The sequence below is a fragment of the Sphingomonas glacialis genome (genome assembly GCF_006439055.1).
Lineage (GTDB): Bacteria > Pseudomonadota > Alphaproteobacteria > Sphingomonadales > Sphingomonadaceae > Sphingomonas > Sphingomonas glacialis_A.
Window position 1 is genome coordinate 116,497 of sequence record NZ_RCZC01000001.1, and the last position, 19,424, is coordinate 135,920.

Consider the following 19,424-nt stretch of genomic DNA (forward strand, 5'->3'; position numbering starts at 1 on the left):
TCACCCGCCGAGCATCGCGCGAATCCGCTGCGCCAGCGTCTCGATCGCGAACGGCTTGGCGAGCAACGCCATCCCCGGCTCGAGCGCGCTGTCGCCGACCACCGCATTCTCGGCAAAGCCGGTGATGAACAGCACCGGCAGCATCGGCCGCGCGACCCGCGCCGCATCGGCGACCTGCCGGCCGTTGAGCCCACCGGGCAGCCCGACATCGGTCACCAGCAGGTCGATCCGCTCGGCCGAGCGCAACAGCTCGAGCGCCGCCGCGCCCGTCGCCGCCTCGAGCGCGACATAGCCGAGATCGCCGAGCACTTCGCTCACCAGCATCCGCACGCTCGGCTCGTCATCGACGACGAGCACGGTCTCGCCGCGCTGCGCCCCGCCGAGCATGGGCCCCGCCTGGGCCGGCGCGCCGTCGCCGACGGCACCGTCATGCCGCGGCAGATACAGGCACATCGTCGTGCCTTCGCCGAGCCGCGAGTCGATCTGCACCTGCCCGCCCGATTGCCGGACGAAGCCGTAGATCATCGACAGGCCGAGCCCCGTCCCCTGCCCGGTCGGCTTGGTGGTAAAGAACGGATCAAACGCGCGGGCGATCACCTCGGGGCTCATCCCCGTTCCCGAATCGGCGACGCACAGCACGAGATAGGCACCGGGCACGAGGTCGCGCAGAGCCGCGGCAGCGGGATCGAAGGTCTCGTTATGCGTCGTGATCCGCACCGTGCCGCCGGCCGGGCTGGCATCGCGCGCATTGATGCACAGGTTGAGCACCGCGTTCTCGAGCTGGTTGGCATCGGCGAGCACCGACCAGCTGTCGGCGTCGATCGCGGTCTCGAGCGTAATCGACGGTCCAAGTGTCCCACGTACGAGGTCCTCGACCCCGGCGATGAGCTGCGGGACATGGACCGGGCGCGGATCGAGCGGCTGGCGGCGCGAGAAAGCGAGCAGCCGGTGCGTCAAGGCCGCCGCCCGCACCGTCCCCGCCTGCGCCGCGTCGAGATAGCGCGGCAGATCATCGCTCCGCCCCTGCCGCACGCGCAGCTGCATCAGTTCGAGCGCGCCCGAAATGCCCATCAGCAAATTGTTGAAATCATGCGCCAGCCCGCCGGTGAGCTGCCCGACCGCTTCCATCTTGTGCGCCTGGCGCAGCCGCTCCTCGAGCTCGCGCTGGCGACTGACATCGACGCCGACGCCGACCACCGTCTCGGGCCGGCCGGCGGCATCGTGCTGGACATGGTTGCGCGCCATCACCCAACGCACGCTGCCATCGGGCAACAGCAGGCGATATTCGTGCGCCCCGTCCTGTCCGGTCTTGCGGGCAAGCTCGATCGCGGCGTCGAGGATCGGCCGATCCTCGGGATGGATCCGCCCCGCCACATCGCAAAGCGAGACGCCCGCCTGCATCTGTTCGGGGGTGAAGCCGTACAGCTCGGCAAACCCGATCTCGCTGTCGAAACGGTCGCGGACGACGTCGTAGGTCCACACCCCGACCCCCTCCATCGCATCGAGCACGATCCGCGTCCGCGCATCGGCGGCACGCAAAGCGGCTTCCTGGCGCCGCTCCTCGGTGATGTCGCGCGCATTGGTATATATCCGGTCCCCGACCAGGATCGTCTGCCAGGCGAAGGTGCGGTAACCGCCGTCGCGCGTGCGCAGCCGCTTTTCGAGCCGGTGCGTCGTCCCGCTCGCCGCGATCCGTGCGATCTCGGCGGCGTTGCCGCCCGCATCGTCGGGATGCCGCAGCCACTGGCTGTCGCGCCCGATAATGTCTTCGCTCGCCCAGCCGAGCAACCGTTCCCACGCCGGATTGACCGAGATCCAGCGTCCGTCCCGTTCCGCGATGCCGAGCAGATCGGTGCTGAATTCCCACAATTGGTCGCGCTCGGCGGTGCGCGCGGCGACCTTGCTCGCGAGCTCGGCATTGAGCGCGCGCAATTCGGTGACCGCGCGGACCCGCGCGACGGCGTCCCAGCTCAGTTCGGCGACTTCCTCGACCAGCGCGATCTCGCCCCGCGTCCAGGCGCGCGGTTCGGCATGGCTGATATAGAGGGCCGCCTGCAGCGTCCCCCCGCGCACCAGCGGCACGCTCATCCCCGCCTTGGTTCCGGTCGCGCCGAGCACGGCTTGCGGGGGCGCATCGGGGTCGTCGGGCGCGCTGAACGCCAGCGTATTGCCGAGCTGCACCATTGTGCCGACCATCTTGCCGAACATCACCGTCGGCATCGTGCCGGTCAGCGCCGACAGCCGCCCACTGACCCAGCACGCGCCATATTTCAGCAGATCGTCGGGCGTGACCTCGAAAAAGCCGACCCGATCGACCTCGAGAAACTTGCCCAGCACCTCGGCGGTGTGCTGCATGACATCGTCCGGCGCGGGCTGGATGCGCTGTTCCTCGACCAGGGTGAGGATGAAATCGCGCTCGCGCTTGGCCGCGCGGAGGGCCTGCTCGGTCTCGACATGGCCCGTCACCTCAAGGCCCTGGTTGAACAGGCCGCAGACGGTACCGTCCTCGTCCTGGATCGGCGAAATGTTGTAGGTCCAGTAGGTGAGCGACGGCGCGCCGTCGCGCAGCATCGTCACCGGCTGCGCCGAGAAGGTCGCGCCTTCGCCCGTTTCGAAGGTGCGACGGAAATGCGGTTCGATCATCGGCCACAGTTCGGGCCGCGTCTCCGCCACCGGACGCGCGAGCTTCGACCCATCGGCGTCACCATCGGATATGCCGGTCCAGGCGTCGTTATAGATCAGCCAGAAATCCGCGCCCCAATAGACTGCGCTCGGGAAGCGCGCGCGCAGGCAGAGGCTAACACTGAGCTTGAGCGTGGCGGGCCAATCCTCGGGCGGCCCGAGCGGATGATCGCTCCAATCGCGCGTCCGCAACCGCGTCGCGGTCGGCCCCGCGCCATCGAGAAAGCGCAATTTCGCTGAAATCGACTCCGCATTCGACCTCGGCACGAGATCGGGCACGGGATGTTCAACGGCCATAGGCTCAGCTCTCGTACACGGGCTCTGCGGCGCCGGACGGCGGCCGCCAAACCGTGCGGGCTCATGGCAACGCTGTCAATATGGCAATAGGCGGCCCTAATAATAAGCGCTGTCAGCGCGCTTCACAGCGCGCCGAGATCGATCTCCGCAAACCGATCGACCGCGGCATTGGCCTCGGGCATCGGGTATTTCAGCCCGGTCGCGCAGTTGAACAATACGACGCGTTCCTCCTCGTCGACCTCGCCGGTGCGCAGCGCCTCGCGATAGGCGGCAAGCGTCGCGCCGCCTTCGGGGCAGAGCAGCAGCCCGTCCTTCTTCGCACAATCATCGACCGCCTTGAGGATCGCGGGATCACCGACGCCGAGCGCCTTGCCGCCGCTCTCGCGCACCGCGCGCAGGATCAGGAAATCGCCGACCGCTTTCGGCACGCGGATGCCGGCGGCGACGGTCGCCGCATCTTCCCAGCGCTCGGCATGTTCCTCGCCCGCCTCGAATGCGCGGACGATCGGTGCGCAGCCGCTCGCCTGGATGGCGTACATGCGTGGACGCTCCGACCCGATCCAGCCGAGCTTTTCGAGCTCGTCGAACGCCTTCCACATGCCGATCAGGCCAGTGCCGCCGCCGGTCGGGTAGAAGATCGCGTCGGGCAGTTTCCAGCCGAACTGCGCGGCGAGTTCGAGCCCCATCGTCTTCTTGCCCTCGATCCGATAGGGCTCCTTCAAGGTCGAGAAGTCGAACCAGCGGCCTTCGGCAGCGCCGCGCCCAACGATCGCACCGCAATCATCGATCTGACCGTTGACGCGGTAGACGCGAGCGCCCTGCGCGGCGATCTCGCGGATATTGACCTCGGGCGTTTCCTGCGGCGCCAATACGATCGTCTCGATCCCGCAGCGCGTCGCATAGGCCGCGAGCGCCGCCCCCGCATTGCCGTTGGTCGGCATCGCGATCTTGGTGACGCCCAGCTCCTTCGCCATCGCCACCGCCATGACGAGGCCGCGCGCCTTGAAGCTGCCCGTCGGCAGGCGCCCTTCGTCCTTGACCAGCACGTTGGCGCTCCCCGAGCTCTTGGGGATCGGCACCAGTGGCGTCTCGATCTCGCCGAGGCTTACGATGTTGCCGGTATGGCGCACCGGCAGCAGCTCGCGCCAACGCCACAGATCGGTCTGCCGCGCTTCGAGGGTCGCCTTGGGCAGCGCGGCTTTCACAGCGTCCAGATCATAGCGGACGAGCAACGGCCGCCCGACGCGCGACAGGCCGTGGAGCTCGTCGGCCTCGTAGCGCTCGCCGGTCATCGAACATTCGAGATGCGTGACGAAGGTCTGACGGTCGGCGGTCAGATTGGCGTTGATCGACATGAAGCATCTCCGACTCGCACGTATCGCGCGGGGTAAGCCCAGGAAAGGCGAGATAAGGGCGCTGGTAGTCGCTACCGGCCGCACAGAACCGCGCTAGCGGCGGGGATGGCAAACCCATACCCGCCAAAGCGCGAAACGGCGGTCAGCCCGCCTTAGCCACGCCCACCAAAGCCGGCCGCAACAGACGGTCCTTGATCATGTACCCAGCCTGCATCTCCTGCACGACCGTGCCCGGCGCCTGGTCGCTCGGCAGTTCGAACATCGCCTGGTGGAAATTCGGGTCGAGCTTCTCGCCGATCGCGACCATCTTCTTGATGCCGTGGCGCTGGAACACCGCCTCGAGCTCGCGACCCGTGGCTTCGAGGCCCGCGACGAGGCCCTTCATCTTCTCGTCGGCGCGCAGCTCGGCCGGGATCGCCTCGAGCCCGCGCGAGAGGTTGTCGGCAACCGACAGCAGGTCGCGCGCGAAATTGGTCGAGGCGTAGGCCTTCGCGTCGGCGGTTTCCTTCTCGGCGCGGCGGCGGACGTTCTGCGCCTCGGCATGCGCATAGAGCACGGCGGCCTTCGACTCGGCGAGCTCGGCGCGCAGCTTGGCGGTCTCGTCATGCTCGGCAACCTCGGGCGCCGCTGCGGCGGTTTCTTCGCGCAGCTCGGCCGCGTCGTTCGCCACGGTGTTTTCGTCTTCGATCATGTCGTCTCTAGTCCATCTAAGCCATCAGCCGCGCGAGTGTCGCGGCGGTATAATCCACCATGGGCACGACGCGCGCATAGTTCAACCGCGTCGGACCAATCACGCCGACCACGCCGACCACGCGACCGTCCAATCCGCGGAACGGTTTGGCGATCACCGACGAGCCCGACAGCGAGAACAATTTGGTCTCCGCGCCGATGAAGATCCGCGTCGCATCGCCCGCGCTGGCATTGTCGAGCAGGCGCGCAATGTCCTGCTTGCCCTCGAGATCGTCGAGCAAATAGCGCACGCGTTCGAGATCGGCGGCGGCGGCATCGTCGATCAGCCGTGCCTGGCCGCGCACGATCAGCACCGGGCGGCGCTCGCCATCCTCGCTCCAGATGGCGAGGCCGCGTTCGATCAGCGCGCGTGCGGCGCCGTCGAGCTCGGCGCGTTCTGCGAGCAGTTCGCGCTCAATTTTCGCGCGTGCCTCGAACAAAGTGAGGCCGCCGAGCATCGCGCTCATATAATTGCCCGCCTCGATCAGCGCCGACAGCGGCAGGCCGGCCGGCAGGTCGATCACGCGATTCTCGATCGAGCCGTCCTCGCCGACGAGCACCGCGAGCGCCTTGTCGGCCGACAGCGGCACGAAGCTCATCTGGCGCAGCACCAGCTCGCGCTTGGCGACCATCACCATCCCGGCGCAGGCCGACAGACCCGACAGTGCCGCGGTGGTGGCGGCGATCGCTTCCTCGACCGGGCCGGTCTGGACGAGCTGGCGTTCGATCGCGGCACGCTCCTCGAGCGAGGGTTCGAGCGCCTGCATCATCCCATCGACGAACAGCCTGAGGCCGATCTCGGTCGGCATCCGCCCGGCGCTGGTGTGCGGCGCGGCGAGGAGCCCCAGTTCCTCGAGATCCTGCATCACGTTGCGGATCGAGGCGGGCGACAGATTGAGCCCCGACAGGTGCGCGATGGTACGCGACCCGATCGGCGCGCCGGTATCGAGATAGCTCTGCACGACGACGCGGAAGACGTCGCGGGCGCGGTCATTGAGTTCGGAAATCGGGGGCAGCCGCATACACCCTATATGGGGGGCACGCGCGAAAGCCTCAACCGGTTGCGTGGACAGGCTCCGCGGTCAGCGATCGCGCCCCACATCACGATCCGGATCGCGCGTCACCGTCCATTCCTGTTCGAACAGCGCCGAGTCCGCCACCTTGCGCCCGCTCGCATCGCGCGCCGGGCGGAAGCGGACGTGCTGCAGCGCGAGCGCGCAAGTCGCGGCATCGAGCGCGCGATTGCCACTCGACTTCACCACCCGGCAATCGCTGAGCCGCCCGTTCACCCCGATCGTCGCGCGATATGTCACCATCCCGGCGGCCTGCGATTCATACACGTCGCGCGGCAGATCGCGGTAGCGCAGTTCGTTGCTGACAAGCTCGGCGTCGGTCCCGCCGCCCCCGCCGTCGCCGTCGCCGCTATCGCCGCTGCCGGTGCCATTACCCTGCCCGCCGCTCCCCGTTCCCGGCCCGGCAACGGGCGCCGCGCCGGTTGAACGCTCGGCGCCGATCCCGGCGATCGGCGCGACCACCACCGGCGGCGGCTGTTGCAGCACGATCGGCGGCGGCGGGGCGACGATCTCGGTCGCCTTTGACTTCAGATTGGGCGGCGACGCCGCGCCCTCCTTGCGTTTCTCGGCCTTCTTTGGAGCGGGCACCGGATCGGGCTTGGGCGGCGGCGAGTCTGGCAGCACCGAAATCACCGTCAAATCGTCGACGATGCGGCGCTGGAAATCGACCCCGAGCCCCATCACCAGCCCATAGCCGATCAGGCCGACCAGCACCGCAGCGCCGCCCGCCCCGATGATCCGGTCCTGCCGTGTTGCTGCTGCGTACCCCGTCATGTGCGTGCGTCGTCCTTCGCCCGAATGTGGGCATTCGCCGCCCCGAGCCAAGGGGTGACACCCGCCCAACGCACAGCTAGGGCGACTCGATCATTTCCAGGAGAGTCCCCATGCGCCCAAGCGGCCGCACCCCCGACCAGATGCGCACGATCACGATCGAGCCGCGCTTCACCAAACATGCGGAAGGCTCGGTGCTGATCGGCTTCGGCGACACCAAGGTGCTGGTGACGGCGTCGATCGAGGAGAAGGTCCCGCCGTTCCTGCGCGGCAAGGGCGAAGGCTGGGTGACGGCCGAATACGGCATGCTCCCGCGCGCCACGCACACCCGCGGCAGCCGCGAAGCCGCCAAGGGCAAGCAGTCGGGCCGCACGCAGGAAATCCAGCGGCTCATCGGCCGTTCGCTGCGCGCCGTGACCGATCTCAAGCTGCTCGGCGAGCGCCAGATCGTGCTAGATTGCGACGTGATCCAAGCCGATGGCGGCACCCGCACCGCGTCGATCTCGGGCGCATGGGTCGCGCTGCGGCTCGCGATCGACGGGCTGATGGCGAGCGGCAAGCTCACCGCCGACCCGCTGACGCAGAAGGTCGCGGCGATCTCGTGCGGTATCTTCAAGGGCACGCCGGTGCTCGACCTCGACTATGACGAGGATTCGAACGCCGACGCCGACGCGAACTTCGTCCTGCTCGAGAACGGCAACATCGCCGAAGTCCAGGCGACCGCCGAGGGCGCGACCTATGACGAGGAGGCGCTGCTGCGCCTGCTCCGCCTGGCGCGGATCGGCTGCACCGACATCTTTGCCGCGCAAGCCAAGGCCGTCGCAAAATGAGCGAAGCGGTCGTGCCGCAGGCGATCCGCAAGCTCGCCCCGGGCAAGCTCGTCATCGCGAGCCACAATGCCGGCAAGGTGCGCGAAATCGGAGCCCTGCTTGCCGAGCATGGCATCGAGGCGATCTCGGCAGCCGACCTCGACCTCCCCGAGCCCGAGGAGACCGGCACGACCTTCGTCGCCAATGCCGAACTGAAGGCGTTGCAGGCGGCCGATCTGTCGGGCCTCCCCGCGCTCGCCGACGATAGCGGACTGTGCGTCGAGGCGCTGAACGGCGATCCCGGCGTCTATACCGCCAATTGGGCGGAGACGCCGAACGGGCGCGACTGGACGCTAGCGATGACCAAGGTCGAGCAGGCGCTCGCCACCAAGGGCCCCGACGCCAGCCGCGCCGCGCACTTCGTCTGCGTCCTCGCGCTGGCTTGGCCCGACGGGCATGTCCAATGGTTCGAGGGCCGCGCCGAGGGCACGATGATCTGGCCGCCGCGCGGTAATGTCGGGTTCGGCTATGATCCGGTGTTCGTGCCCGCGGGCGGCGACCAGAGCTATGCCGAGATGGACCCGGCACAGAAGCATGCGATCAGCCACCGTGCCGATGCCTTCGCGCAGCTCATTGCGGCGGTGCTCTAAGCCCTAACCCGTCACCCCGGCCCTGTGCCGGGGTCCACCGGGAGGCACGCGCAACGCTTCAGTCGTGCGGCATCCCGGCGGCTTGGTGGACCCCGGCACACGGCCGGGGTGACGGTGGGGTCAATCCGCCACGCGCTGTCCCACCACATTCCCTGGCGGCGTGTAGCGGCACACCAGATAATCGTCGCGCGCACTGCTCGCGAGCGCACAGCCGACCTGGCTGGTCCGCCGCCAGACGATCTGCGTGTAATGCCCGACATCCTGCCAGCGTCCGGTCGTGCTGATGTCGGGCACCGCGCCAGCGCGATAGAAACGCCGTTCGTCGGCCCACAAGCGCACCATCTCGTCATAGCGATACGCTCCGCGCGATCCCATGAAGAGGTTCTCGCCCTCGGGGATGCGCCCGCGCACGCCCGTCGAATGCTTGAAGTCGCGTGTCGCGGCGAGCACCGCGGCATAGCGCGCGGCATCGGCGGCGAGTTCGTCGCTCCACGTCAGCGGCGCCGCGCCGACCGCCGCGCGCGCGGCATTGTGCTCGACCAGCATCGCCCGCCGCAGCAACGCGTCGCCGCGCGCGGCGGGGCGATCGTCGGGGCGCAGTTCGGTGACGCGCGGCGGTTCGTCGGGATCGGGGGCGGCGCATCCCGCCAGCATCGCAAGCGCCGCCAAAGCCAGCCAGTGAACGCGCATCTTTCGTAATCTCCCCGACACGCCCATAGGCTCCCGCTGATGAATGACCCCGAAACGCCCCTGCTAACGCCGCCGCTCGCGCTTTATGTCCATTGGCCGTTCTGCGTCTCGAAATGCCCCTATTGCGATTTCAACAGCCATGTCCGCGAGAGCGTCGATCAGGCGGCGTGGCGCGACGCGCTGCTCGCCGACTTGGCGTATGAGGCCGCGGCGCTGCCCGGGCGGCGGCTCGGCTCGATCTTCTTCGGCGGCGGCACACCATCGCTGATGCCGCCCGTGACGGTCGCCGCGATCATCGATGCGGCGACCACCTATTGGCCGCCCGAACCCGATATCGAGATCACGCTCGAGGCGAACCCCTCCTCGGTCGAGGCGGCGCGGTTCGCCGATATCGCGCGCGCCGGGGTCAACCGCGTGTCGCTGGGGTTGCAGGCGCTCGACGATCAGGCGCTCGTGTTTCTCGGCCGAGCGCACGGCGTCGACGAAGGCCTCGCCGCGCTCGCCACCGCGCAGGCGGCGTTCACGCGCGTCAGCTTCGACCTGATCTATGCCCGCCCCGGCCAGACGCTCGCCGCCTGGGATGCCGAGCTCACCCGCGCGCTGTCGTTCGGCACCGAGCATCTCTCGCTCTATCAGCTCACGATCGAACCCGGCACGCGCTTCGCGACCGAGGCGGCGGCGGGGCGGATCGTCATTCCCGAAGGCGATGCCGCCGCCGATCTGTTCGAGGCGACGCGCGCGACCACTGCGGCGGCGGGACTGCCGGCGTACGAAATCTCGAACCATGCGCGGCTCGGCGCGGAGAGCCGGCACAATCTCGTCTATTGGCGCTATCGCGATTATGCCGGGGTCGGTCCGGGCGCACACGGGCGGCGCGGCGGGCTGGCGACTGCACGGCACAAGAAGCCCGAGAACTGGATCGGCGCGGTCGCGCGCAACGGCCACGGCGCGCAGATCGAGCAGCCGCTGGTGCCGAGCGAACGCTCGACCGAGGCGCTGCTGATGGGGCTGCGGCTACGCGAGGGGGTCGATCTCGCGCGGATCGCCGGCCTTGGCGAAACGACGGTCGATGCGCTGATCGACTGGACGGCTGCGGCGAAGCTCGAAACGCAAGGGCTGCTTGCGCGCGCGGGCAATCATCTGCGCGTCACCGAGGCCGGGATGCTGCTGCTCGATGCGATCCTGCCGCTGATCGTCCTAAGCCCCTCCCCTTCAGGGGAGGGGTAGGGGGTGGGGGGTGCCTCGCAGAGACCTGCGCTTGTGACTTCCCCACCCCAACCCCTCCCCTGAAGGGGAGGGGCTTTTTATGGGTCAGAACCCGCCGGGCGCGGGCGACACCGTCACCGTCGTGCCGTGACGGATCTCCTGCACCTCGAGCGCACGCTCGGCGACATTGTCGCGGCCGAAGCGGAACGCGCCGTCGATGCCGGAGAAACCACCGCGATCCTTCAGCCGGTCCTCGGGGAACGGCGTATTCATCGGCCAATCGCGCATGATGCGGATCGTCAACAGCACCGAATCATAGCCGAGGCTCGACAGGCGGAACGGCGCCGCGCCGAAGCGCGCGCGATATTTCGCGGCATATTGCCGGTACAACCCGTCCGAGACGCTCGCGAACCACGCGCCTTCGAGCGCAGGCTTGCTCGCGATCGAGGCTTCCGAATTCCAGAGTTCGGTGCCCAGGATATGCGCGCCGCCCATGCCGTTGCGACGCAGCACCGGGACACCCGCCGCCGCCGCCGCGCCACCATCGGCGATCAGGATCGCCTGATACGGGGCGCTCTTGGCCATGCGCGTGATCGCCGCGGTCATCGATCCGGGGGCGCGGTCATAGGTCTGCAACGCGCCGACGCGGCCGCCCGCGGACTCGACGGCGCGCAGGAACGCCGTCGAGGCCCGCTCGCCATAAGTGCCGTTGGGGACGAGCCCGCCGAAGCTCGCCACGCCCTGATCGTGCGCGTAATTGACGACGCGGATGATCGACTGCGCGGGCACATAGCCCATCAGATAGGCGCCATTGCCCGCCGCCGTCGCGTCGTTCGAGAAGCTGACGACGGGAACGCCGGCGCGCCGCGCGATCGGCGTCACCGCTCGGACGTCATCGGCAAGCAACGGACCGAGGATCAGCTGGTTGCCGTCGTCGAGCGCGCGCTGCGCGGCGAGCGCCGCGCCGGCGGCAGTGTCGTAGCTGGTGATGCGGACGCGCTCGTTCTTCGAATCGAGCAACGCCATCTGCGTCGCATTGGCGAGGCTCTGCCCGACGCCGGCATTCGCGCCCGACAGCGGCACGAGCAAGGCGACCCGGTGCCGCTGCGTGTCGGTCGGGATGCCCTGCTCGACCGCGGGTTGCTGCCCCTGCGAGGGGCGCTGCGTCGGCGGACGCCGCGACGGGCCCGGTCCCGGCACGACCGTCTGGCAGCCCGCGAGCAGCACAGCGCCGACCAGCGCCACCCCACGCAAAAGCCGCTTAATCCCGATGGGACGTTGCGCGCCCATATCCTGCTCTGCCATGACCGCTCCCGATGAACCCTGATCTTTCGCCCGGCCTCTACATCGTTGCCACCCCGATCGGCAATCTCGGCGATCTCTCGCCGCGTGCGGCGCACATTCTGGCGCATGCCGCGGTAATTGCGGTCGAGGACAGCCGCGTGACCGGCAAATTGCTCAACCATATCGGCGTCAAACGCCCGATGACGCCGTATCACGACCATAATGCCGAAGACGTCCGCCCCGGTCTCATCGCGCGCATGGGGACCGAGGCGGTGGCGTTGGTGTCGGATGCGGGGACGCCGTTGATTTCCGACCCCGGCTACAAGCTCGTCCGCGATGCGCGTGCGGCGGGGCATACGGTGTGGACGATCCCGGGGCCGTGCGCCGCGGTGGCGGCGCTGACGCTCGCCGGGCTGCCGACCGACCGTTTCCTGTTTCTCGGTTTCCTGCCGTCGAAGGTGCAGGCGCGCGCCGCCGCGATCGCCGAGGTCGCAGCGATCCGTGCGACGCTGGTGCTGTACGAATCGGGGCCGCGGCTCGGCGTGATGCTGGCGGCGCTCGCCGAGGGGCTCGGCGACCGCGAGGCGGCGGTGACGCGCGAGATCAGCAAGCATTTCGAGGAAGCGGTGACGGGCACGCTGTCCGAGCTCGCCGCGCGCTACGCCGAGGCGCCGCCCAAGGGCGAAATCGTCGTGGTGGTTGCAGGGCCGGGCGCGCCCGAGGCGGCGAGCGCGGCGGATGCCGATAGCGCGCTGACCGAGGCGCTGACGCGGCTGTCGACCGGGCAGGCGGCGAGCGAAGTCGCCAAGGCGCTCGGGCTCGACCGCAAGACACTCTACGCACGGGCGCTGGAATTGAAGGCCTGATGGCTCCCGTCCCCTTCCTTCTCCCCTCCCTGGAAGGGAGGGGTTGGGGGTGGGTCGGCCCGGTAGGCGAGGTGGTCGCGATCCTCGGGCCGACCCACCCCCGGCCCAGTGTCGGGTCGGTCCTGCCCCCGGCAGGACCTGAACAGCGCGGGGCGCTGTTCACCCGACACTCTTCCAGGGAGGGGAGGAAATGAGGGACCGCCGTGTAGCCGAAGCCGCGGGCCGACGCGGCGAACGCTTGGCCGGCTGGTGGCTCCGCCTCAAAGGCTGGCAGATTCTCGCACGCCGCGTCCGCACCCCCGCCGGCGAGGTCGATCTCGTCGCCCGCAAGGGCACCCTCGTCGCCTTCGTCGAAGTGAAAATGCGCGCCACCGCAGCCGAACTCGACTTCGCGATCGACGAGCGCCGCCTCGCCCGGGTTGCCGCGGCGGCGGAATATCTCATGCCGACCTATGCCGGCCCCGGCGACGATATCCGAGTCGATGTCATCCTGCTCGCGCCGGGCACGCGGCCGCGCCACATCGAGAATGCGTGGATCGGCTAAGGCGGGGCGGGTGACAGCGCGCCCCGCGCGCCCTATCTGCGCTCCCGTTACCTCGGCCGAGGCGGGGTGACGGATTTGGACGGAGAATTTCGATGAGCCTGACAGTCGCCGTCCAGATGGACCCGATCGCGCATATCAACATCGCGGGCGATTCGACCTTCGCGCTGATGCTCACCGCCCAGCAGCGCGGGCATAAGCTGTTCCACTACAACGCCGAAGACCTCAACTATTCCAACGGCCGCGTCTGGGCCAAGGCCGATCCGGTCACGGTGCAGCGCGTCGTTGGCGATCACTACAGCTTCGGCGAGCCGGTAAGCCTCAATCTCGGCGATGAGGCCGATGTTATCCTGATGCGCCAGGATCCGCCGTTCGACCTCGGCTATATCACCGCGACGCATCTGCTCGAGCGGATTGCGCACAAGACTTTGGTGGTCAACGACCCCGCCTCAGTCCGCAACGCGCCCGAGAAGGTGTTCGTGCTCGATTACCCGCAGTTCATGCCGCCGACGCTCGTCACGCGTAGCCTCGACGAAGCGCGCGCCTTCCTCGCGCAGCATGGCGAGATCGTGATCAAGCCACTCCACGGCAATGGCGGCAAGGCGATCTTCAAGGTCGGCGCCGACGGCGCGAACCTGTCGGCGCTGATCGAAGTGTTCAACACGATGTGGCGCGAGCCGCACATGGTCCAGGCCTTCCTTCCCGCGGTCGCCAAAGGTGACAAGCGCATCGTGCTGATCGACGGCGAAGTCGCTGGCGCGATCAATCGTCTGCCGGGCGAAGGCGAGATCCGCTCCAACCTCGCGGTCGGCGGCTCGGCGGTGAAGACCGAACTGACCGAGAAAGAGCGAGAGATCTGCGCTGTGCTTGGGCCGGAACTCAAGAAGCGCGGGCTGCTGTTCGTCGGGATCGACGTGATCGGCGGCGAGTGGCTGACCGAGATCAACGTCACCTCGCCGACCGGGATCGTCGCGATCGAGCGCTTCGATGGGACCGATGTCGCCGGGCTGATCTGGGATGCGATCGAGCGGAAGGTTGTAGAGCGTGGGTGAGGTAGCCTTTTCCTTCTCCCCTCCCGCTTGCGGGAGGGGCTGGGGGGGGGCGCGCGCTATCGGCCGGTGCTAGCCGTGAGAGCGCGCGCCCACCCCCGACCCCTCCCGCAAGCGGGAGGGGAGTGAAGGCGTGACCGACTTCATCGTCAACCTCACGGCATGGGGCGGCTATTTCGGCATCTTCGTGCTGATGGTGCTCGAAAACGTCTTCCCGCCGATCCCATCCGAAGTGATCATGGGCCTCGGCGGGATCGCGGTCGCGCGCGGGCAGATGACGCTCGTCCCGCTGATCGTCGCGGGCACGGTCGGGACGGTCGTCGGCAATTATTTCTGGTACGCGATCGGCTACCGGCTCGGTTATCACCGGCTGCGGCCGTTCGTCGATCGCTATGGCCGCTGGCTGACGCTCGACTGGCAGCATGTCGTCGCGCTCGAGCGCTTCTTCCGGTCGCGCGGGCAATGGGTGGTGTTCGTGTTCCGCTTCATGCCCGCGTTCCGCACGATGGTGTCGCTGCCCGCCGGAATGGCGCGGATGTCGCACCTGCGTTTCCTGCTGTGGACTGCGGCGGGCTCGGCGATCTGGAACACCGGGCTGGCGTTTGCCGGCTATTATCTCGGCGCCAATTTCCGCGAGCTCGATCGGTTCATCGGCCCCGCCGCGATTGTGCTGACCGTGGCGATCATCGGCGGGTATCTGTGGCGACTGCTGCGCTGGAAGCCGCGCCCCTGAAGTCTGGTCGCCCCCTAAACCGTCACCCCGAGCTCGTCCCTGGGCCCACCGGGACAAGCGCCCCGCTCGCGAAGCTCGCGCGGGGCGATGCCCCCCGGCACGAGGCCCGGGTGACGAAGAAAGAGCCTAAGCCCGCGGATGCGCGTTGCGGTAGACGTCGAGCAGATGCGCCGCATCGACCTGGGTATAGACCTGCGTCGAGCTGAGGCTCGCATGCCCGAGCAGTTCCTGCAGCGCACGCAGATCGGCGCCCCGCCCGAGCAGATGCGTCGCGAACGAATGCCGCAGCGCGTGCGGCGTGGTGCGATCGGGCAGGCTCAGCCGCACCCGCGCGCCCTGCACCGCGCGGCGCACCAGCCGGGGTGACAGCGGACCGCCCTTCGCGCCGCGAAAGATCGGCGCATCGCGCGCGGTGCCGTACGGGCTTAGCGCGACATACGCCTCGACCGCCTCGCGCACCTGCGGGAGCAGCGGCACGATCCGCGTCTTGTCGCGCTTGCCCGTGACGCTGAGCGTCGCGCCGAGCGGCAGCACCGCGCCGGTCAGTGAGAGCGCCTCGGCGACGCGTAGCCCCGCGCCGTACAGCAGCAGCAGCACCGCGAGATCGCGTGCGCCGATCCACGGTTCGCTCGCATCGTCGGCAACATCGTCGGCGAGCGCGACCGCCTCGTCGGGCGAGATCGGCCGTGGCACGCCTTTCTTGACGCGCGGCCCTTTGAGCCGCGGGGTGGTGCCCTCGCCCGTCGCGAAGGCGAGGAAGCCGCGCACCGCCGACAGTTCGCGCGCGGCGGAGGCGTTGGTGAGGCCCTCGCCGCGGCGTTGGGCGAGGAACGCGCGGAGGTCGGCGGTGTCGGCCTTGGCGAGCGCTGCACGGTCGATCGCCTCGCCCCAATGCTGGGTGAGGAAGCCGCACAGCCGCGTCGCGGTCGCCTCATAGGCGCGTACGGTATGGACCGAGCGGCGCCGATCGCGCGCGAGGTGGTCGGCATAGAGGCGCGGCAGTTCGGACATGGCTGTGGGTGTAGCACGAGCTTGGCGCGACATAAGCCCCTCCCCTTCAGGAGTGGCGGGTGAACAGCGCCCCGCGCTGTTCAGGTCATGCCGGGGGCATGACCGGCCCGCCGCTGGGTTGGCGTGGGGCTGTAACAAGCGCCACGCTCTGCGAGGCTTCCCCCACCCCCAACCCCTCCCCTGAAGGGGAGGGGCTTAGGAAAGTTCAACCCTTTGCACCCGCCGCCTCGACCCGCCATATGCGCTCCATGTCCCGCGCCCGCGTCCTCGTCCTTAATTCCGCGCTCGGCCCGCTCGATTACCGCGTGCCGCACGGCATGAGCGTCGAGCCGGGCTCGGTCGTCGTCGCGCCGCTCGGGCCGCGGCAGTTGCTCGGCGTGGTGTGGGAGCCCGAGCGGATGCCGTCCGACGCCGAGGTCGGCGACAATCGGCTGCGCAATCTCGTCGGCGTGGTGCCGGTGCCGCCCTTGGCTGCGCCGCTGCGGCGGCTGATCGAATGGACCGCAGACTATTACCTCGCGTCCCCCGCAGCGGTCGTACGGATGGCGCTGTCATCGACCTCGGCGCTCGAAGGCAGCAAGACGATCACCGAATATCGCGCGACGGGTGACGTGCCCGCGCGCCTCACCCCGCAGCGCGAACAGGCGCTCGAGAAGATCGGCAGCTTCCAGGGCCTGATCCGCGAACTCGCCGCGCTTGGCAACGTGTCCGACGCAGTGATCCGCGGTCTGGTGAAAGTCGGCGCGCTCGAGGCGGTCGAGGTCGATATCGACAGCCCCTTCCCCGCCCCCGATCCCGATTTCGCCGCCCCCGCGCTCTCGCCCGACCAGCGCGCCGCTTCGGGCACGCTCGTCGCCGACGTCACCGCGCGCGCGTTTGCACCGACCTTGCTCGACGGCGTCACTGGCTCTGGCAAGACCGAGGTCTATTTCGAAGCGGTCGCCGCCGCGATCCGCGAGAACCGCCAATGCCTCGTGCTGCTCCCCGAGATTGCGCTGACCGAGCCCTTCCTCAAGCGCTTCGCAGCGCGCTTCGGCGTCCAGCCGGTCGCGTGGCATTCGGGCCTGCGCCAGTCGCAGCGGCGGCGCGCGTGGCGCGGTATCGCCAGCGGCCAGGCGCTCGTCACCGTCGGCGCGCGTTCGGCCTTGTTCCTGCCCTACGCCAATCTCGGCCTGATCGTCGTCGACGAGGCGCACGAGACGAGCTTCAAGCAGGAAGAGGGCGTCCACTACCACGCCCGCGACGTCGCGGTGATGCGCGGCAAGTTCGAGGAGATCCCAGTGATCCTCGCCTCGGCCACCCCGGCGATCGAGACGCGCCAGCAAGTCGCCCTCGGCCGCTATGCCGAGGTCAAGCTCCCCGGCCGCTGGGGCGCCGCCGAAATGCCCGCGATCGAGGCGATCGACCTGATCGCCGAGCCGCCCGAACGCGGCCGCTGGATCGCGCCGCGGCTCGTCAAGGCGATGGAAGCAACGCTCGAACGACGCGAGCAATCGCTCCTCTTCCTCAACCGACGCGGTTACGCGCCGCTCACGCTGTGCCGCACCTGCGGCCACCGCTTCCAATGCCCCAATTGCACCGCGTGGATGGTCGAGCACCGCCTCGTCCGCCGGCTCGCGTGCCACCATTGCGGCCATACCGAGCCGGTCCCGAAGATCTGTCCCGAATGCCATAACGAAGACACGCTCGCCGCGGTCGGCCCCGGGGTCGAGCGAATCGCCGACGAAGTGACCGAGCTGTTCCCCGCCGCCAAGATCGCGGTGGTCACCTCGGACACGATGTGGTCGCCCGCCAAGGCCGCCGAGTTCGTCGCGCGGATGGAAGCGCACGACATCGACATCGTCGTCGGTACGCAGCTGGTGACCAAGGGCTATCACTTCCCCAACCTCACGCTGGTGGGGGTGATCGACGCCGATCTCGGGCTCGACGGCGGCGATCTGCGTGCGAGCGAGCGCACCTTCCAGCAGATCTGCCAGGTCGCCGGGCGCGCGGGTCGCGGCGCCAAGCCGGGCCACGTCTACATCCAGACGCACAGCCCCGACGCCGCAGTGATGAAGGCGCTCGTCTCGGGCGATTCGGAGGCGTTCTACAGCGCCGAGACCGAGCATCGCCGCGAGGCCAACGCCCCGCCGTTCGGCCGCTTCGCCGGGATCGTCGTGTCGAGCGAGGACCAGCAGGCGGCGCTCGAAACCGCGCGCCAGATCGGCCGGGCGGCACCGCAGCTCGAGGCGATGGAGGTTTATGGCCCCGCCCCCGCCCCGCTCGCGATGCTACGCGGGCGGCACCGTTTCCGCCTGCTGATCCACGCCAAGCGCGGGCTGGCGGTGCAGGACGTGGTGCGCGACTGGCTCGGCGGGCTCGACTGGCCGAGCAAGGTGCGCGTCGTCGTGGATGTGGACCCGTACAGCTTCGTGTGACGCCGCCGCGCGTTCACACCAACAACGGCGGCGCCTCGACGATTGACGGCGCGGGCGCGGGACTCGGCGATCGCGCGCCGTGGCGGAGCCGGTCGTTCATCCGCGCGATCAGGACTGGGTCGATTGGGCCCTCGAACGCCAGGCCGGCGGCGTCCTCGCGGCTCCATACGACGGTCGCGACGACGACCGTGTTGCGGATCGTCAGGATCAGCGCGGTATCGCGCTGCAGCTGCGGGAGAGCCCCACGGATCATCGCGCCGCGCGCGGAAATGTTGGGGATTTCGACCGGCGTCGGGATGACGCCGTAGCCGCTCACCATACCGTGCAACGCGACCTCTAAGCGATCCGCATGGCGTTGCTCGCCATAGGCCGCGCGACGATCCAGCTCCGCCATCGCCACCGTCGCCAAGGCCGCCAGTTGCTGGCGCTCACGGCTGCGAAAGTCGTCGCGCGGCGCCGAATCGATGACGCAGAGCGTCCCGATGTTGAAACCGGCGGGCGTCGTCAGCGGCGCACCGGCATAGAAGCGGATATACGGCGTGCGCACGACGAGCGCAGTGTCTCTGAACCGCGGGTCGCGCATCGCGTCGGGAACCACCATCGGCGCATCCGACAGGATCGTGTGCGTGCAAAAGGCGTCTTCGCGCCGCGTCTCGGCAAAGGCGATCCCGCGTCGCGCCTTGAACCATTGCCGATCGTCGTCGACGAACGACACCGCGCTCGATGGCACCGCGAACACGCTTTGCGCGAGCTTCACGACATCGTTGAAGACCGGTTCCGGAGCGGTATCGAGGATCGCGTAGCGCGCCAGCGCGTCGAGCCGCGACGCTTCATTGTCTGGGACGGGATAGCGCCGGTCGGAAAGCATCGCAAACCTTTGAAAACCTCTCTGTTGCTACGGCATTAAGTGTCTCTGCTGCCAAATCCTGTTCGGGGCTTTTCCGGTATCGACAGGGATCGCTCCGACACTGAACAGCCACTTCTCTTTCTATAGAGGCTTGGTGCCTCCACATTGCCCTTAGGGAAATCTACAACAGTCGGGTGGATCCCTGCCGTCGTGGCGTCGAGGAAGGGCTTGGTCGCGCGCGCGCCCCGGGCGATCGAGCCGGTACACACTTTCCCCTGTCCCGCGCGACGCGATCCTGCCAGAATCGGGCGATGTCCTGCCTGCCCTCCCCGTCGCGTCGCGACAGCGGTCTTCGCGCCGCGTCGCGCGATGTCCTTGCCATAGTTTTCAAGCGGCATTGCGCGGCGTTGCTTG

At 68.7% G+C, this 19,424-nt stretch carries 17 protein-coding genes; 8 read left to right on the forward strand and 9 right to left on the reverse strand.

Features of this window, described 5'->3' with window-relative positions; all coding sequences use genetic code 11:
- The 5 genes from EAH76_RS00565 to EAH76_RS00585 all read right to left on the reverse strand — a co-directional run bounded on the left by EAH76_RS00565 (position 1) and on the right by EAH76_RS00585 (position 6,910).
- Positions 1–2,979: a PAS domain-containing protein gene (locus tag EAH76_RS00565; protein WP_140846717.1), complete on the reverse strand. Its 2,979-nt coding sequence runs from the start codon at positions 2,977–2,979 to the stop codon at positions 1–3.
- A gap of 122 nt (positions 2,980–3,101) precedes the next feature.
- Positions 3,102–4,334, reverse strand: coding sequence for a threonine synthase (locus EAH76_RS00570; protein WP_194150915.1), 1,233 nt, complete (start codon positions 4,332–4,334; stop codon positions 3,102–3,104).
- 142 nt (positions 4,335–4,476) lie between these two features.
- Positions 4,477–5,025, reverse strand: a complete 549-nt coding sequence (grpE, locus tag EAH76_RS00575) for a nucleotide exchange factor GrpE (RefSeq protein ID WP_140846719.1) — start codon at positions 5,023–5,025, stop codon at positions 4,477–4,479.
- A gap of 16 nt (positions 5,026–5,041) precedes the next feature.
- Complete coding sequence (gene hrcA / locus EAH76_RS00580) at positions 5,042–6,085, reverse strand: heat-inducible transcriptional repressor HrcA (RefSeq protein WP_140846720.1); 1,044 nt, start codon at positions 6,083–6,085, stop codon at positions 5,042–5,044.
- Positions 6,086–6,145: 60 nt separating this feature from the next.
- Entirely contained in the window at positions 6,146–6,910 is a 765-nt protein-coding gene (locus EAH76_RS00585) for an energy transducer TonB (protein WP_140846723.1), read from the reverse strand.
- A 110-nt stretch (positions 6,911–7,020) separates the two neighbouring features.
- Between EAH76_RS00585 and rph the strand changes: the two genes are divergently transcribed.
- Both rph and rdgB read left to right on the forward strand, forming a co-directional pair.
- On the forward strand, positions 7,021–7,737 hold the full coding sequence (rph, locus tag EAH76_RS00590; RefSeq protein ID WP_133186384.1) for a ribonuclease PH: 717 nt from the start codon (positions 7,021–7,023) through the stop codon (positions 7,735–7,737).
- A complete protein-coding gene (gene rdgB / locus EAH76_RS00595; protein ID WP_140846724.1) occupies positions 7,734–8,366 on the forward strand; it encodes an RdgB/HAM1 family non-canonical purine NTP pyrophosphatase in 633 nt (210 codons plus the stop codon). The genes rph and rdgB overlap by 4 nt, the downstream gene beginning before the upstream one ends.
- Before the next feature lie 120 nt (positions 8,367–8,486).
- Here rdgB and EAH76_RS00600 read toward each other — a convergent pair whose 3' ends face one another.
- Positions 8,487–9,056 carry a CAP domain-containing protein gene (locus tag EAH76_RS00600; RefSeq protein ID WP_140846726.1) on the reverse strand — a complete coding sequence of 190 codons (570 nt, stop codon included), beginning with the start codon at positions 9,054–9,056 and terminating at the stop codon, positions 8,487–8,489.
- A gap of 39 nt (positions 9,057–9,095) precedes the next feature.
- On the opposite strand from EAH76_RS00600, the gene hemW reads away from it, so the two are divergent.
- Positions 9,096–10,283, forward strand: a complete 1,188-nt coding sequence (gene hemW / locus EAH76_RS00605; RefSeq protein WP_140846728.1) for a radical SAM family heme chaperone HemW — start codon at positions 9,096–9,098, stop codon at positions 10,281–10,283.
- An 84-nt stretch (positions 10,284–10,367) separates the two neighbouring features.
- On the opposite strand, the gene EAH76_RS00610 is transcribed toward hemW, so the two are convergent.
- A complete protein-coding gene (locus tag EAH76_RS00610; RefSeq protein ID WP_140846729.1) occupies positions 10,368–11,567 on the reverse strand; it encodes a penicillin-binding protein activator in 1,200 nt (399 codons plus the stop codon).
- An 11-nt stretch (positions 11,568–11,578) separates the two neighbouring features.
- On the opposite strand from EAH76_RS00610, the gene rsmI reads away from it, so the two are divergent.
- The 4 genes from rsmI (at position 11,579) to EAH76_RS00635 (ending at position 14,735) form a co-directional block, all read left to right on the forward strand.
- Positions 11,579–12,412, forward strand: coding sequence for a 16S rRNA (cytidine(1402)-2'-O)-methyltransferase (gene rsmI, locus EAH76_RS00615; protein WP_140846732.1), 834 nt, complete (start codon positions 11,579–11,581; stop codon positions 12,410–12,412).
- Between the two features lie 190 nt (positions 12,413–12,602).
- Positions 12,603–12,956 carry a YraN family protein gene (locus EAH76_RS00620; RefSeq protein ID WP_140846734.1) on the forward strand — a complete coding sequence of 118 codons (354 nt, stop codon included), beginning with the start codon at positions 12,603–12,605 and terminating at the stop codon, positions 12,954–12,956.
- Between the two features lie 92 nt (positions 12,957–13,048).
- A complete protein-coding gene (gshB, locus tag EAH76_RS00625; RefSeq protein ID WP_140846736.1) occupies positions 13,049–14,005 on the forward strand; it encodes a glutathione synthase in 957 nt (318 codons plus the stop codon).
- A 130-nt stretch (positions 14,006–14,135) separates the two neighbouring features.
- Positions 14,136–14,735 (forward strand): DedA family protein, encoded by a 600-nt coding sequence (locus EAH76_RS00635; protein WP_140846737.1) that lies wholly within the window; start codon positions 14,136–14,138, stop codon positions 14,733–14,735.
- 126 nt (positions 14,736–14,861) lie between these two features.
- Here EAH76_RS00635 and EAH76_RS00640 read toward each other — a convergent pair whose 3' ends face one another.
- Positions 14,862–15,746: a tyrosine recombinase XerC gene (locus EAH76_RS00640; RefSeq protein ID WP_140846738.1), complete on the reverse strand. Its 885-nt coding sequence runs from the start codon at positions 15,744–15,746 to the stop codon at positions 14,862–14,864.
- Between the two features lie 239 nt (positions 15,747–15,985).
- Here EAH76_RS00640 and EAH76_RS00645 point away from each other — a divergent pair, with 239 nt between their 5' ends.
- Entirely contained in the window at positions 15,986–18,163 is a 2,178-nt protein-coding gene (locus tag EAH76_RS00645) for a primosomal protein N' (protein WP_140846740.1), read from the forward strand.
- Between the two features lie 13 nt (positions 18,164–18,176).
- On the opposite strand, the gene EAH76_RS00650 is transcribed toward EAH76_RS00645, so the two are convergent.
- Entirely contained in the window at positions 18,177–19,031 is an 855-nt protein-coding gene (locus EAH76_RS00650) for a GAF domain-containing protein (protein WP_140846741.1), read from the reverse strand.
- Positions 19,032–19,424 lie beyond the last annotated feature (393 nt).

Coding starts and splice junctions, on each gene's coding strand:
- EAH76_RS00565 (WP_140846717.1), bottom strand. CDS start 2,979: ATGGCCGTTGAACATCCCGTGCCCGATCTCGTGCCGAGGTCGAATGCG.
- EAH76_RS00570 (WP_194150915.1), bottom strand. CDS start 4,334: ATGTCGATCAACGCCAATCTGACCGCCGACCGTCAGACCTTCGTCACG.
- grpE (WP_140846719.1), bottom strand. CDS start 5,025: ATGATCGAAGACGAAAACACCGTGGCGAACGACGCGGCCGAGCTGCGC.
- hrcA (WP_140846720.1), bottom strand. CDS start 6,085: ATGCGGCTGCCCCCGATTTCCGAACTCAATGACCGCGCCCGCGACGTC.
- EAH76_RS00585 (WP_140846723.1), bottom strand. CDS start 6,910: ATGACGGGGTACGCAGCAGCAACACGGCAGGACCGGATCATCGGGGCG.
- rph (WP_133186384.1), top strand. CDS start 7,021: ATGCGCCCAAGCGGCCGCACCCCCGACCAGATGCGCACGATCACGATC.
- rdgB (WP_140846724.1), top strand. CDS start 7,734: ATGAGCGAAGCGGTCGTGCCGCAGGCGATCCGCAAGCTCGCCCCGGGC.
- EAH76_RS00600 (WP_140846726.1), bottom strand. CDS start 9,056: ATGCGCGTTCACTGGCTGGCTTTGGCGGCGCTTGCGATGCTGGCGGGA.
- hemW (WP_140846728.1), top strand. CDS start 9,096: ATGAATGACCCCGAAACGCCCCTGCTAACGCCGCCGCTCGCGCTTTAT.
- EAH76_RS00610 (WP_140846729.1), bottom strand. CDS start 11,567: ATGGCAGAGCAGGATATGGGCGCGCAACGTCCCATCGGGATTAAGCGG.
- rsmI (WP_140846732.1), top strand. CDS start 11,579: ATGAACCCTGATCTTTCGCCCGGCCTCTACATCGTTGCCACCCCGATC.
- EAH76_RS00620 (WP_140846734.1), top strand. CDS start 12,603: ATGAGGGACCGCCGTGTAGCCGAAGCCGCGGGCCGACGCGGCGAACGC.
- gshB (WP_140846736.1), top strand. CDS start 13,049: ATGAGCCTGACAGTCGCCGTCCAGATGGACCCGATCGCGCATATCAAC.
- EAH76_RS00640 (WP_140846738.1), bottom strand. CDS start 15,746: ATGTCCGAACTGCCGCGCCTCTATGCCGACCACCTCGCGCGCGATCGG.
- EAH76_RS00645 (WP_140846740.1), top strand. CDS start 15,986: ATGCGCTCCATGTCCCGCGCCCGCGTCCTCGTCCTTAATTCCGCGCTC.
- EAH76_RS00650 (WP_140846741.1), bottom strand. CDS start 19,031: ATGCTTTCCGACCGGCGCTATCCCGTCCCAGACAATGAAGCGTCGCGG.